Origin of the sequence: Paraburkholderia piptadeniae (assembly GCF_900007165.1) — a bacterium.
Lineage (GTDB): Bacteria > Pseudomonadota > Gammaproteobacteria > Burkholderiales > Burkholderiaceae > Paraburkholderia > Paraburkholderia piptadeniae.
The window spans coordinates 502-13,384 of record NZ_CYGY02000093.1 but is presented as its reverse complement, the minus strand read 5'-3'; the positions used below and the strand labels follow the sequence as shown (position 1 = coordinate 13,384).

Here is a 12,883-nt window from a genome sequence, read left to right as displayed (position 1 = left end):
AACGATTTGCGTCGCCGCAGAAACGCCATTGGCGCAGCGTCTCGACGAGTACTTATCGGGGAGATCAGGACTCGCTGCACGCGAAATTGTTGGCGTTGTTCAGATTGCCCTTGCCCAGATAGCGCGAAAACATCGGATAGCGGCACAGCGGACGCGTGCGTCCATTGGTGGCTGCAGCGAGTCGGTGGCGAGCAGCGTCTCCGGCGCGATGCCGCGCGTGACCCAGTTGTCGAGCGCGCCGAGCAGATCGACGGAAGGAATGAACGCGCTTTGCGAACATTCTGGCGGCAGCTTGGCGATGCCGAAAATGCCGCGAGCGAAAGCCGTGCCTGATCGATTGAACAGTGCGTTGAAACAAGTGGGGAATCCGGTCATGAAAACAATTCGCTCTGCACTGCTTGCGCTGACTATCGCGAGCGGCCTCGTGGCCTCTTCTCTTTTGTTCGCAAAGCCGCCGGTCATGCCGGCAGCTACGCCGACGGTCGCAGTCGGTCCGCAATATGACACGACGCACGTGTACGTCGCGCCCGAAGATTTCGACCGCTTCACCGACAGCTTCGTCGCGACGTTCGGCGGCAGCAAGTCGAAGCAGGGCCTATTCCCGGTCACGCCGACGCCGAGCCAAACCATGTCGCAGCTCGTATTTTCACCGGCCGGCACGATTTCCGTGTTCAGCGTTAAAGGCGCCCATCCCGTGGCCCTTCGGCGCGGAACGCACGGTTACCTCGTGATCGACATGGACACGGCCATGAAGGTGGCGCGCGAGCACGGCGCAGAGGTGATTGTCGACACCCCGATCCGACTGGCCGCGATGCGATCATCACGTGGGCGGGCGGCGTGAAGATGCACCTGTACTGGCATACCCAGGCACCGCGTTACACTCCGTTGCAGACGATCCCCGAGAACCGTGTCTACGTATCGCCGCAAAACTTGCACAAGCTGGTTCACGATTTCGTCAAGTTCTCGAACGGCCGGGTGGTGTCTGATGTGCTTGACGCGCCAGGCATCGAAATCGGCCGGCCGAACGACACCTATCGCCGCGTGCGCATCGAATCGGGCTTCGGCAAGATGACCGTGCTCGTGACGAATGGTCATCTGCCTTACCCGTTCGGGCGGGAAACTACCGGCTATGAAGTGCTGGATCTCGCCGCAACGCTGGAGAAGGCGAACGTCGCGGGTGTGGCCGTGCTCGTGCCGCCATTCACATCGGACGGGCGCAATGCTGCGATCGTCCAGTTCCCGGGCGGCTACATTGCCGAAATCCATGCCAGCGTCGCAAAATGAAGTCTGAGGACACCGTATTTTCCGAGATCGCCGGGTTCGTCGATACACTGAGTTCGTCGCGCTGTTCGGGTTGTTACCGCGCATAGGACCAGGCAACTTCGTGCTGCTCGGCGCCGGCGTCACGGGCTTCGACCGCGGTGTCATGCTCAAGCTCATCGTGTTCCCCGCATTCGTCGGCGTCGTCGTGATCAGCAGCCTGGCTGGTCCGATCGCTGTCTGAGCGGCACAAGCGCCAGGGCACGCGCCTGCTCCCTTCAGCGGCGCGCGTTTCGAGCGCCACTCGATGGGACCGGCCACGGCTACTGGTCGCGCTACAACCGCAACGCGACGCGCGGTACCTCGATGCAAGCGACACCGAGCGCCGTGACGTCTGGGTCTTGCGCCACTCAGGCACGCTCGGCCCCTTCGTCGACGATAGGGTGACACCAAAGTGTCGCAAAGCGACCTTACAAATTCAGGGTTCTGTCGACACGACGTTACCACTCCGCCGAGATTTGTCTTGTAGCGGAGGCGCAATTTTGCGGATCGCCCGACCCCACCCCGGGGCAACGAGCCGCCGGCCGAACGAATTCAGCAATTTTCGCATCCACCGGTTGACTCCGCATCAAACAACGGCCATTCGAGCGTTCGTTGTGCGTCGCGTCGTCGGCCTGAGCGGCCCGCTCACTTTCACCGACCGCGCCTGTCTGTCAGCGCCGCATCCTGGCTTCACGAACGGGAATTTCGACCCCGAAGGACGACCCGGTACAGGCTGTGTCCGGCGCCATAGGGTTGCTGCAAGTTGAAACCGTCCGCGTCGGGTTTGTCTGTCCATCGGCGTGGAGTAAGCTCCAGCTATCAGCATGCGGAGGAGCTTTCATGAACCAGTCCATTAGCAGTGGATTGCGCCGCACACTTCTGGCTGCTGCCGGAGCGGGTGCCCTTGCGGCGCCGAGACCGCTGCGGATTCCGGCCGCCGAAGAGTCGGCAGCTCGCTGCACCGGGTTTCGCCGAGATTCCCGACGGTGCGCTTGCTGAACAGCGCCTGTACGCGCTGCCAGGCAAGGTGCCGCTGATCAAGAAGACCTAAAAAGCTGAAGGAGTTCCAGATGCCAGCAATCCACGAGTCCATGATTCATGAACTCCACCCGACGCAGCTCACGGTTGGCATGATCGAAGTCATGGATAAAAAGCATCACCTGAAATCGCTCACGCCCGGAGATCAACGGGCGTTCATGCAAGTTCACCCGATACCTGCGGTGGTTGGGCCGGCCAAAAAGCTATACATCACCGACCACCATCACCTCGGGCGAGCTGCCTACGAAGCGGGGGTCGCCAAGGGTTTCTTTCTGGTCGAGGCGGACCTGTCCAATTGCGCGACTGAAGAAGCGTTCTGGACGGAGATGGATAAGAACCGGTGGGTTCACCCCCTCGACGAGAATGGCGTGCGGCACTATTACTCGTTTATACCCCATCACCTCGAAAAGCTGATCGACGACCCCTATCGTTCGCTCGCCGGGTACGTGCGCAATGCCGGCGGCTATGAAAAGACGCCCACCGCTTTCGCCGAATTTGTGTGGGCCGATTTTTTCCGTCGTTCAATTGCCGTCGAGCACGTCAAATCTAACTTTCAGGCTGCGGTCCTGTACGCCATCGACCTCGCGAAAAGTGAGCACGCCCGGACACTGCCGGGCTACAAGGGGACTTGAGCAACGGTTTCTGCTTTACAGGCCTTAACAAAATGACGTTTTCAGTCTTCTCCAGCAGATGATGCAGCATGCGATTTTCATGAAGGCTTCGTGGATGAATGCAAGACGTTCGAAGCGGATGCGCAGCCGTCGGAAGTTGTGAAGCCAGGAGATGGTGCGCTCGACGACCCAGCGGGTTTTGCCCAGTCCGCTGCCGTGAGGTTCGCCTCGTCGGGCGATTTCAGTGTCGATGCCGGCAGCGTGTAGTGGACGGCGGTATTTGTCGTGATCGTAACCTCGGTCGCCTTGAACGATCCGGGGTTTCGAAAGCGGGCGGCCAGGTTTGCCCGCGATGCGCGGGATGGCGTCAACCAGCGCGTGAAGCTGGGTGACATCGTGGCGGTTGGCGCCAGTGAGGATTACCGCGAGCGGGATGCCTTGCGCTTCGGTGATGAGGTGGTGCTTTGAACCTGGTCGCGCACGGTCGGTGGGATTGGGTCCCGTTTTTGACCCGCACCCACCGCGCGGATCGAGGAGGAGTCGACGACCACGCGCGACCAGTCTATGCGGTCAGCTTCGCGTAGCTTTGCAAGAAGCAGTTCGTGCAGTCGGTCCCAGACGCCGGCGGCCTGCCAGTCGCGCAGACGGCGCCAGCAGCTCATGCCGCTGCCGCAACCCATCTCGCGCGGTAGCAGGTCCCAGCGCAGGCCCGTCTGCAGGATGAACAGGATGCCGGTGAGCACTGACCGGTCATCGAGTGGTTTGCGTCCGGGGTAGCGTGAACGGCGTGGTTTGGGTGGGGGCAGCAAGGGTTCAATGAGTGCCCACAACTCATCATCGAGTATCGGCTTGGCCATGTCCTTTCCGTTACCGAAACAACGATGAAGTTAACATCAATCGCTGCGAGTTAACAGCCCCCCGTGCATCATTTTGTTAAAGCTTCTTAGACCGATAGGGCGTTTCAATACCCTTGCCGATGATGCCCTCCAGGTGAACCTCGCGTGCTACGTCGCGTAGCTGGCGGCCCTTCCTCGAAGTTCTGTAGGCATCTCACGCAGGAGGGTTGCTGCGGCGAGGCCCGCCCATCTCAAACGTTGCAACCTGTGGGAGTAACCCATGGTCGCAGTCAAACACGACGATCTCTCTATGGCCTTCGACTTCGTTAGCTACGCGGCGCCGATGGAGCACAACGCGTATGTCTCCCTCGATACGGGTAAGGTCTACTGGACTTCCGGGTCCAACGACGCGTTCGACGAGGATGTTCCTGACGACCTTGAAACTTCGGATCGCTACCTTGCGATACCGCATAAGAACGAGCTCGACCTTGGAAGAAGTCTCGCATTGCGCTTTGTCGCACACGAGTTGCCTGCGTGTTACGACCAGGTCGAGGGTTTTTTCCATCGGCAGGGTGCTTACGCTCGCTTCAAGGATTTGCTGGCGCGCAAAGGCGCTCTCGAACGCTGGTATAAGTTTGAAGCCGACTCTGTCGAAGGAGCGCTGAGGCGATGGTGTGCAGAAAACGGACTCGAGATTCTTGAGCCGTGACGGGCCGGTTAATGACCCGGAAGCCATCGTTGGTGTCGCGCCGGCCGGAGTGGCTGATGCGGGAAGGATAGAGACAGCCACACACGTCCGAGTCAGCGTATCGCACGTCAGCCATGAAGGCTGGCCGCGCCGGGCAATGCCGCGCCGACATTCACGAAGTACTCCTCAGAAAGGTGCTGTTGCCTGGTCTGCTGAAACACCCTGCAGCGGATTCGACGTTCTTTGTGGTGCCGTCTCCAGGTGGAACGCGGCTGCATGACGCTCAGCGGCGAAGTAGACTGAAATTGTCAGCGGCACGCCTGCGAAATGCCGGTCAGTGCGCGTGCGCGGGATGGTCGGTCGCAATCAGTCGGATCGCGATGTGCACGAACGAGGCGGCCGCGGATATCGGCGCGTAGATTCGCTGCGCTGGCAACGCATGCGGGATTTCGCCGACATCGATCGGTGCGCAGGACCGTGTCGCGGTCTGGCGCGGTCCGCTCGCCGGCCAAAGCGTGCGGCCCATCGGGGCGGCATGGTTCGCCGAGGGGCGTGCGCGAAGTACTCGACCGTCTCGCCGTCGTGTGAATTTCGCGGGGCGAACGGGCGATCGGGATCGACAAGGCAACGTGAACGGAGGACAGGACGATGAACCGCACTAACGAACGAACCGCCACGACGAGGATGCGTCGCGATCAGCAACCGCAGGCGCATACGGACGACAGTTACCGGTCGCCGTTGCGGATGAGGAGCGGAACGGCATGCAGCAAATGCGGCGCGACCTATGAAAACGGCCGCTGGACCTGGCACGCATCGGCGGACAAAACCCGCCAGATCGTATGCCCGGCTTGCCGCCGCATTCTCGACCAGGTGCCGGCCGGCGAGCTCGTGCTTGCCGGCGGTTATCTGGCGCCGCGGCGGGACGAGGTGCTCGGATTACTGCGTAACGAGGCAGCGGGCGAAGCGCAGCAGCACCCGCTTGAACGCATCATGGCCGTCGACGCACAGCCGGATCAGGTTACGGTGCGCACCACCGGGCCACACCTCGTGCGCAGATTGGGCGAGGCGCTCACGAGGGCTCACCAGGGCCAGCTCACGATCAGCTACGGCGACGGCGAAGGGCTGCTGCGTGCGCACTGGACGCGCAGTGCCAGCAAGTAGCAGGGCGACGGCCTGTGTCTGCCTGGATGCCGGTGAGCGGCACCTGCCGGCCGCACCCCCGCGGTACCATGCTTGCGGTAGACAGACTCATTGCCGATCACCAATGCCGATTTTCCCGCAGTGTTTGCCGACATTGACGACCTTGGGACCCGGCTACGCCGAATAACGGGTACACGGTCGTGGGTCCGCTGGCAGCCAGGCCCATATAATTGCCGAGGAAATGTCCACGTGCCACGGGATCGTTCAGTATGTTGAACGAGGCTGTGGTCAGTCGCTGCTCCAGAGCATGTATGCACTTGCAGAAGCACGGCGCCCCAGAATTGCGGCTTGAGCAATGGCGGTCAAGTCGTCGTGCATTGACATGTGCGCCTTCGCCGGCAGCCCGGCCTCTGCTTCGGCTGCTTTCGTACCTGACGTGATTCGTCGCTGGAAGAAGATGACCGATCACGGGTGCGTGTCCAGCCGATAAGACCGGGTAACCGGTATTTCTACCGCGTTGCGCTACGCTCGGCGATGTGCAGGCCGCCAGATACAGCAGCGTGAAGGCAGGAGATTCAATGCGGCCTGTCGATCAGAGCGCGCAGCTTGACCGACTCGTTATTCAGCGATCAAACCTTCCTGCTTCATCCAGGCGAGGGTATCGGCAAGCAGCGTACTTAGCGGGGTTTCTACATAGTCCAGTTCACGCTTTGCTTTTGAGGAATCGACGCGCAGCGTTTCGCAGACGATCGCCGCCCCCTCGGGCGTCACGTCGGGTTCCTTCCCTGTGACCCGCGACCATGCATCGGCGGCGCGAGCGAATGTCATCAATGCCCACGCCGGTGTTGCGGCGCGAGGTGTGTGCTTGCCCAACGCGGCACCCACGCGGTGCACGAAATCGACATAACTCGCATGCTCGCCGCCGAGCAGGTACGCCTCGCCGAACCGCTGCCGCTGCCAGGCGCGCACCTGTACGCGGGCAATTTCCCGCACATCGGCAAATGACCCGCTGCCGGACGGAATGCCGGGCAGCTTCTCGCGGTCTACCAGCATGATAAGGCGTGCCCAGTTGTGACGGTCGCCCGGACCGAGGATGTGCGACGGACTGAAGACGATCCAGGGCAGGCCGGCGCGGCGCACCGCCTCTTCGCTCAGGTATTTCGTGCGCTCGTAGTTGATCCAGCTTTCGGCGCCGCGCTGCGGTATCGACTCGTCGAGCGTCCGGTGTTCGAGATGCGAGTAAGCGGACACAGACGACGTGTGCACAAACGCCTGCACGCCCAACGACTCGGCGGCACGCAGCAGGTTGCCGGTTCCCTGGACGTTGGTGGCTGTTTGCACCGCTGCGTGAGCACGCCACATGCTGGTGCTGGCCGCTGCATGGAATACCGCCTCACACCCGTTAAGCGCCGTTTCCAGAGACGCTACGTCCGCGAGGTCGGAGCGGACCGGAATGCCGCCCTGAGCAGCGATGGCGTTGTCCGATTCCGCGCGCCGCGACAGCGCGCGCACTTCGCAGCCAGCCGCGCACAGCTCGCGCAGCAAATGTCCGCCCAGAAATCCGCTTGCGCCGGTCAGGAATACGGTCGCCATGTTCGTCCTGGAGTCTTTACACCGTGCACAAATCGCGAAAAAAGAAGGGAACGGTGCCTGGACTTCCATTTTGCCGTGGGTCGGCAGATTAAGGGTATTTCGATTCGTAGCCCTTGAGTCCGACCCTGCCATTAATCCATTCGCGAGCGCGGCAGAAGCAAACGCTGGCTGATCCATTGTTCATGCGCGCGCGTGCCAGCGGCTCAAGCGAGGTTTATGTGTCTCCCAGACAGGCACCGACTGCAAAAAGAGAAGGAGTCAGGCGTGCTGGCAACTGCGCCGCTCGATGCAATTGGCTGACTGAGTATTGGCGCCGAAAAGGCCTTTATCCAGAACAGATAACCAACCTGGCGTTGTGACTTTAATGAACGCAATTGACTTGTGACGTTTTCATTTTTTACTTTTGACAGCGGCCGGCTGATGGGTGTCTGCTTTGTGGAAAATCCACCGGCGGGCACAGACTTCGCCCGTTGCGTCAAGAATGCTCGCCGTAAGCCCGGCGCCACATGGCATCCCGACAAAGTGTTTGTTACGCCGCGCGGTGAGCCGTGGCATCTCTTCACCGAGTTCACCCGAAATCCGTCTGCTTTCTGAGCAGATGTGCTTCCTTGGTACTACTGCGTTGCCAGCACCTCAACGTGACAACGCCCGGGCCGAGCTATGCTCTCGCGGCTACTGAGAGGGAGCGCGGCACTCGTTCAACTTCGGCACGCTTCCGTTGAGCTGCAGGGCCAGGAATCCGGCCGTTCCTGTCGGGGCGCCGACCTTGACCGTCGAGCCCGTGCTAGTGTTGGCGGTCTGGCTGTTGCAGTAGCGGAAATACGAATCGGCGCAAGGATAGGGACCGGCGATCTGATAGCCGACTGGTGATCCCTGAGCCTGGGTTATCGGACACGCGCAGATGATATCCGTGCTTCCGAGCTGCCTGTCGAACCCGGGGAACGAGCTGCCGTTGCTGCTGGTGAAGCAAATGCCGCCGTCGCATTGCGCGTAGCCGCCGGTGGACCCCGCTGGACAGGTATAGAGCGCACGATGGCCGTTCGGCGCGACCACGGACTCCGGCAAGCTGAATGTGCTCACCATGTACCCATTGTCGACGCCGTTGGCATTTATCGAGCAGACGTCCTCGCCGTCGACCCGCAGCGGCAAACTGATGCTGTCCCCCTCTTTGACGTCGCATTTGCAGTAGGCCACCTGGTTTATCACCGTGCAGCTGGCGGTCGCGCAGAGCGCGTACGTCTGCGCCTTGCAGATCTTGAATAATCCAGCGGGAGTCGCACCGCCAGGGATCCCAGGCGCAGGGGCGCTCGCGGAAGGCGAGGGCGCGACGGCGTTCCCCGCACAGCCGGTCAACGCGTCGAGCATCCCGACCAGCATTATCGCCAGGATGAGAAAATTCACGAGCCGGGGCGCCATGATTCGCTCCTGCTATCTGAAGCGGTGGTGCGGAGAAGTATGCGCTGATTATCTGTCTCGCGTCGACCAGGGTACCCGCGCCGCGTGAGCAACATCCTGGGGCGCCAGGATCAGAGTGGGAGGGCGCTGGTTTCATGCCCCTCTGGAGGAACGGCAGAGATTTACGGGGTCGCTTCGGGTCCGACCTCGGCCGACCGCATCCGGCAGGGTACGGGTCGGGTAGCGACACTGGCGTGGGGAGGTGTCGGTATGAGATCCTTTTTTGTAACGCGATGACGCTACAAGGGATCTCAGTCTCTTGAACGACAATTGACGCGTCAAGTCGCGCGCGCTAACGTAATCACCCGCTCCGGACAGGCCGTTACGCACGCCCCACACGCCCGACATGCCTCGGCGTTCGGCGTATAAGCGATCTTCATCCCGTGCACACGCAACTTGAGTTTCTGCAGCGGTCCGAACTGCTGATAGTCTGCCGCGTCGATACGGCGGACTTCGAAAACCTGCTCCGGGCACACCACGGCGCAATCGCCTTTGCCTTCACAACGCTTCAAGTTGACCACTGGGGCAAACACACCCTCGTCCTGCCTGCATACAGGTATCGCTGCGCGGCTCATGCCTGATCCTCCTGAGGCTTGCCGCCAGTGGAAGACATGCTCTTCAGAAAACGCTCGCGTTCCTCTGACGTCATCCGTTCCCAACGGCGCCAGTGCCGATGTCCGCGCCAGCCGCCGTGTCCTCGAAATCCGCCGAACAGTATCCGGCTCAGGATCAGCAGACCCAGCGCATGCAGATAGTCGATCGAGCGGCCGCCCGCGAATACCGTTGGAATGACCCAGTTCCAGAGCAGCATCACCATTAAACCCAACAGGGCAATGCCTGTCAGAACCAATAGGGCCTTTCCGAAACATCTCACGCTGAATTTCATCCATCGACTCCTTCAAATATCCAACCCGTCATAAATGTCCTGCAGACGAGCACGCAGTTGCAGCACCGCATAGCGCTTGCGCGCAAGCAGGGTGTTCACGCTTAGGCCAGTCTCGGCCGCCAGCTCTTTGAAACTGCGTCCTTCGAGTTCGTGCGCGATGAAAACATCGCGTTGATTCGCCGGCAATTCGTCGAGCGCGTCTTGCAGCGCCTCTAAAAGTACGGTCCTTGCGTAGGCAGCTGCCGGGCCGGCATCGCTGGCAGGCAGCGCGAGATCGAGCCTGTATTCGACGTCGTCGTCTACCAGCGCGGGCAAGGGCTGCTCCTTCTTCTTGCGAAACCGGTCGATGATGCGGTTTCGCGCTGCGCGGAAGAGCCATGCCCCAGCCTGTTCGATCGGCTCGGGAAGCCGATACGCCTGCACGAACTCGTAGAACACGTCCTGCAAGATGTCTTCCGCTTCGCCAGGATCGCGCACGCGGTGGCGGATGAAGTTGCCGAGTCTCGTGCGCTCTCGCACGACGGTTGCGGCGATGTCGCTGTCTCGTTCGTTCATCCGGTTCGTGGTGTGCGGCGGTTCCATGCGTGTGATGACGATTCAGGATCAGGAATATTGTCGCCAGTCGCAAAAAAGCTGGGTCGCCGGAAGGCGGTGCGCGCGCTGTAAGAGAAAGGGATCACGATGCGCGCTACTCAGCCAGCGCCTGCCGCATCGTAGGGCGCCAGAGTATTTGCGACCGGCGCCACACTTTTTTGCGACTGTGCGACTGAGTCGGCGCGACTGGCCTAGCCGCAGCCCCGTGGCTGCTCCCGGCTTCCCGTCCGGACGCATGGCGACGACGAAAGCGCGCGCCTTCGTTGCCTTCGTCGAGCACGTCGTCAACGAGCATGATCCCGGAAAAAAACCTCGTCGCCTATGCAAGTGCCGCCTACGCTTCGCGCATCCCAACACGCCTCGTCAGATTGGGAATAGGAGCTATTCCTCGTCGACAGCTACCGCGCAATCTCGCCCGAGCACGGGATACGCATCAACCAATGCACAAACGCATTGGCGCAGATGCCGCACTCCGCTACGCGCCGCTTCGGCCGGCGGAGCCATCGAAAAATCCCTATTGAGGTCAACCATGACTCAAGCTCTGAAAGGCAAACTTGCACTCGTGACCGGCGCTTCCCGTGGCATCGGCGCCGCTATCGCGGCACGTCTGGCGCGTGACGGCGCATCGGTTATCGTTCACTATGCGTCCAGCCAGGAGCGCGCGGACGCCGTGGTCAAGGCGATCCGCGATGCCGGCGGCGAGGCCGAAGCAGTTGGCGCGAATCTGGCGCAGTCGGAAGGCGTGAAGACGCTCATCGATTCGGTCAACGACGTGTTCAGCGGCCGCTTCGAAGGGCGGCTCGACATCCTCGTCAACAACGCGGGCACGGTCGAATACGGACCGTTCCTCGATTCGTCGGAGACTTCATACGACACGCACTTCAACCTGAATGGGCGCGCGCCGATCGAACTGCTGAAGGACGCGGCAGCGCGGATGGTCGCGGCGGGCTTGGGACGCATCATCAACGCGGGCTCCGCCTTCGGCGAAGCAGCGCCGCTGCCCGGCGTGACGCTCTACATCGCATCGAAGTTCGCCATTCGCGGCTTCACACGCGGTCTGTCGCGTGAGCTCGGTAAGTACGGCGTGACCGTCAACGCTGTGCAGCCCGGTCCCATCGATACAGAACTTGCTCCGCAGCCCGGCAGGCACGGAAGACCACGAAACGATGACGAAGCTGGCAAGCGTGGGCCGCTTCGGCAAGCCGGAAGAAATCGCTGCGGCCGTGGCTTATCTCGCGAGCCCCGAAGCCGCTACACAACCGGCGAGAGCCTGACTGTCGACGGCGGTTGGATCGCCTGACGCAGCCCGCATGCACAGGCGCTGTGCGGATAGATGTGGTGGTATCTGCGCAGCGCCAGCTGAATGTCGTCGAACACATGCCGTTGCAACTTTTTGATTGCAACGGCCCGCCCGCCAATCGTTTCCCACGCCTGACCACGCCCGCTAGTGAAGCTTGACTACGGCCGGCCGAGGCTGTGTAAAAACGCCTGGGCCGGCCGGCTTGCAAAGGACCTGATGTCGCGCATTTGCCGCACGCCAGATTGCGTGCGTCTGGGCTGATTGCGTCGCCTACCCGCGAGTGAATTGAGCGCGTTAGATCACGCGCCCCGCAGCTTCATTGCCCGCATCGCGCCAGCGAATCCCAGAATTCTGATGACGCGCTTGAGGTTATATGCCAGCACGTGCAAGCTCATTTCGGCTGCAACGCGGCCAAGCCCGCGCGTCTGGAAGTGGGTCGAACCCATCCAGTGTTTGAGGGTGCCGAACACGTGCTCAACCGTTCGGCGTCGTATCGTCATTGCGTCAAGCTGGCGATCCAGTCTGAGTTGCATCTTCTCAAGTACCGCCTCGTGTTCCCACCGGCGGATGCGCCTGTAATCAGCCGGCGTGCACTGGCTTTTGATCGGGCAACGCGGACATGCACTGCTCCAGTAGGTATGCGTTTTCAGTAGATTGGCGCTCTCAAGCGAGGTGTATCTGCATATTGCCCGTTGACCGGCCGGACACAGGTACTGGTCGTCCTTGGCAATATGGATGACGTCAGCCCGATCGAACCACCCGTCAGCCTTCGCACCTGAGGTCTGCGAATTCGGTACCAGCGCCGCAATGCCCGCGTCTGCGCAAGCCTTGATTTCCGGCGCGCTGAAGTATCCACGGTCTGCCAGTGCCTTGATCTTCTTTTTGCCCATGGGTCGCGCGCAGCCTTGGCCATCGGGCTATCCCGGTGCAGGTTCAAAAGGGGGCTTCGCTAAACGGCTAAGTGGTCCATTGGCGACTGCACCGTCGGCGCTTCCTTTATCGCGTCGACGGATCCCGTCGGTCTATCTTCTTTCATTCGGCTGATGTCGCATGGCAACTTCGCAAACAAGAAAGTGTGCACCCCCAGGGTGTTGACACCGATGCAGACGACTGCCGGGCAAGCACAAATCGGCTGGATTTCGCCTTGTGCGGCATCTAATCTTAATCAGCGTCGTTCCGCAAGCTCTGTAGTAGACGGACTGCCCCGACGACGCAGGTAATGAATCCCCGGGTGGGCGACATGACCACGGCGTCCCTGTCATGGATGGCCCCCCGACGGGGCTGGCCCGGCGATTGAATGCAGACGGCACGCTGCGCTGTCCATCCCGATACCCGCATAAGCGGCCACGAAGACAAGCACCATGATCCACCCACCTGCTTCGAAGACGCCCATCGGATGGACTGCCGCCGGATGGACACTTGTCGCCAGACGGGAGAACC

At 61.3% G+C, this 12,883-nt stretch carries 12 protein-coding genes and 3 pseudogenes; 5 read left to right on the top strand and 10 right to left on the bottom strand.

The annotated features are described in order from the left end of the window. Positions 1-64: 64 nt before the first annotated feature. Positions 65-267 (bottom strand): annotated as a pseudogene (locus BN2476_RS38180) (tannase/feruloyl esterase family alpha/beta hydrolase); the annotation flags it as partial. A 106-nt stretch (positions 268-373) separates the two neighbouring features. On the opposite strand from BN2476_RS38180, the pseudogene BN2476_RS38175 reads away from it, so the two are divergent. Beyond that, positions 374-1,284, top strand: a pseudogene (locus BN2476_RS38175) (glyoxalase). Between the two features lie 871 nt (positions 1,285-2,155). On the opposite strand, the gene BN2476_RS45975 reads toward BN2476_RS38175, so the two are convergent. Continuing rightward, positions 2,156-2,395: a hypothetical protein gene (locus BN2476_RS45975; protein WP_143811139.1), complete on the bottom strand. Its 240-nt coding sequence runs from the start codon at positions 2,393-2,395 to the stop codon at positions 2,156-2,158. On the opposite strand from BN2476_RS45975, the gene BN2476_RS38165 reads away from it, so the two are divergent. Next, a complete protein-coding gene (locus tag BN2476_RS38165; protein WP_087739368.1) occupies positions 2,373-2,972 on the top strand; it encodes a ParB-like protein in 600 nt (199 codons plus the stop codon). The two genes, BN2476_RS45975 and BN2476_RS38165, sit on opposite strands and share 23 nt — an antisense overlap. 24 nt (positions 2,973-2,996) lie before the next feature. Here BN2476_RS38165 and BN2476_RS38160 read toward each other — a convergent pair. After that, a protein-coding gene (locus BN2476_RS38160) for an IS5 family transposase (RefSeq protein WP_087739367.1) occupies positions 2,997-3,808 on the bottom strand; the annotation gives its coding sequence in 2 pieces (ribosomal slippage) (positions 2,997-3,460 and positions 3,460-3,808; 813 coding nt in all). A 259-nt stretch (positions 3,809-4,067) separates the two neighbouring features. On the opposite strand from BN2476_RS38160, the gene BN2476_RS38155 reads away from it, so the two are divergent. Together BN2476_RS38155 and BN2476_RS38145 are read left to right on the top strand one after the other, a co-directional pair. Further along, the gene (locus BN2476_RS38155; RefSeq protein ID WP_087739366.1) at positions 4,068-4,496 is read left to right on the top strand and encodes a hypothetical protein; all 429 of its coding nucleotides are present in this window, start codon (positions 4,068-4,070) and stop codon (positions 4,494-4,496) included. Positions 4,497-5,123: 627 nt separating this feature from the next. Next, positions 5,124-5,636 (top strand): BCAM0308 family protein, encoded by a 513-nt coding sequence (locus tag BN2476_RS38145; protein WP_087739364.1) that lies wholly within the window; start codon positions 5,124-5,126, stop codon positions 5,634-5,636. Between the two features lie 597 nt (positions 5,637-6,233). Here the strand turns inward: BN2476_RS38145 and BN2476_RS38135 are convergent. The 5 genes from BN2476_RS38135 to BN2476_RS38115 all read right to left on the bottom strand — a co-directional run bounded on the left by BN2476_RS38135 (position 6,234) and on the right by BN2476_RS38115 (position 10,131). After that, positions 6,234-7,208 (bottom strand): NAD-dependent epimerase/dehydratase family protein, encoded by a 975-nt coding sequence (locus BN2476_RS38135; protein ID WP_160111831.1) that lies wholly within the window; start codon positions 7,206-7,208, stop codon positions 6,234-6,236. 672 nt (positions 7,209-7,880) lie between these two features. Beyond that, entirely contained in the window at positions 7,881-8,624 is a 744-nt protein-coding gene (locus BN2476_RS38130; protein ID WP_087739362.1) for a hypothetical protein, read from the bottom strand. A 317-nt stretch (positions 8,625-8,941) separates the two neighbouring features. After that, positions 8,942-9,238: a 4Fe-4S dicluster domain-containing protein gene (locus BN2476_RS38125; RefSeq protein WP_087739361.1), complete on the bottom strand. Its 297-nt coding sequence runs from the start codon at positions 9,236-9,238 to the stop codon at positions 8,942-8,944. Next, a complete protein-coding gene (locus BN2476_RS38120) occupies positions 9,235-9,549 on the bottom strand; it encodes a hypothetical protein (RefSeq protein WP_087739360.1) in 315 nt (104 codons plus the stop codon). Before BN2476_RS38120 ends, BN2476_RS38125 begins: the two co-directional genes overlap by 4 nt. Positions 9,550-9,561: 12 nt before the next feature. Then, positions 9,562-10,131, bottom strand: coding sequence for an RNA polymerase sigma factor (locus BN2476_RS38115; RefSeq protein WP_087739359.1), 570 nt, complete (start codon positions 10,129-10,131; stop codon positions 9,562-9,564). Between the two features lie 541 nt (positions 10,132-10,672). On the opposite strand from BN2476_RS38115, the gene BN2476_RS38110 reads away from it, so the two are divergent. After that, positions 10,673-11,443 (top strand): SDR family NAD(P)-dependent oxidoreductase, encoded by a 771-nt coding sequence (locus tag BN2476_RS38110; protein WP_235851142.1) that lies wholly within the window; start codon positions 10,673-10,675, stop codon positions 11,441-11,443. A 299-nt stretch (positions 11,444-11,742) separates the two neighbouring features. Here the strand turns inward: BN2476_RS38110 and BN2476_RS38105 are convergent. Further along, a pseudogene (locus BN2476_RS38105) lies at positions 11,743-12,362 on the bottom strand (transposase); the annotation flags it as partial. Positions 12,363-12,701: 339 nt separating this feature from the next. Then, on the bottom strand, positions 12,702-12,883 hold a 182-nt coding region (locus BN2476_RS47795; RefSeq protein WP_218274583.1), incomplete at its 5' end, for a hypothetical protein.

Coding starts and splice junctions, on each gene's coding strand:
- BN2476_RS38165 (WP_087739368.1), top strand. CDS start 2,373: ATGCCAGCAATCCACGAGTCCATGATTCATGAACTCCACCCGACGCAG.
- BN2476_RS45975 (WP_143811139.1), bottom strand. CDS start 2,395: ATGGACTCGTGGATTGCTGGCATCTGGAACTCCTTCAGCTTTTTAGGT.
- BN2476_RS38155 (WP_087739366.1), top strand. CDS start 4,068: ATGGTCGCAGTCAAACACGACGATCTCTCTATGGCCTTCGACTTCGTT.
- BN2476_RS38145 (WP_087739364.1), top strand. CDS start 5,124: ATGAACCGCACTAACGAACGAACCGCCACGACGAGGATGCGTCGCGAT.
- BN2476_RS38135 (WP_160111831.1), bottom strand. CDS start 7,208: ATGGCGACCGTATTCCTGACCGGCGCAAGCGGATTTCTGGGCGGACAT.
- BN2476_RS38130 (WP_087739362.1), bottom strand. CDS start 8,624: ATGGCGCCCCGGCTCGTGAATTTTCTCATCCTGGCGATAATGCTGGTC.
- BN2476_RS38125 (WP_087739361.1), bottom strand. CDS start 9,238: ATGAGCCGCGCAGCGATACCTGTATGCAGGCAGGACGAGGGTGTGTTT.
- BN2476_RS38120 (WP_087739360.1), bottom strand. CDS start 9,549: ATGAAATTCAGCGTGAGATGTTTCGGAAAGGCCCTATTGGTTCTGACA.
- BN2476_RS38115 (WP_087739359.1), bottom strand. CDS start 10,131: ATGGAACCGCCGCACACCACGAACCGGATGAACGAACGAGACAGCGAC.
- BN2476_RS38110 (WP_235851142.1), top strand. CDS start 10,673: ATGACTCAAGCTCTGAAAGGCAAACTTGCACTCGTGACCGGCGCTTCC.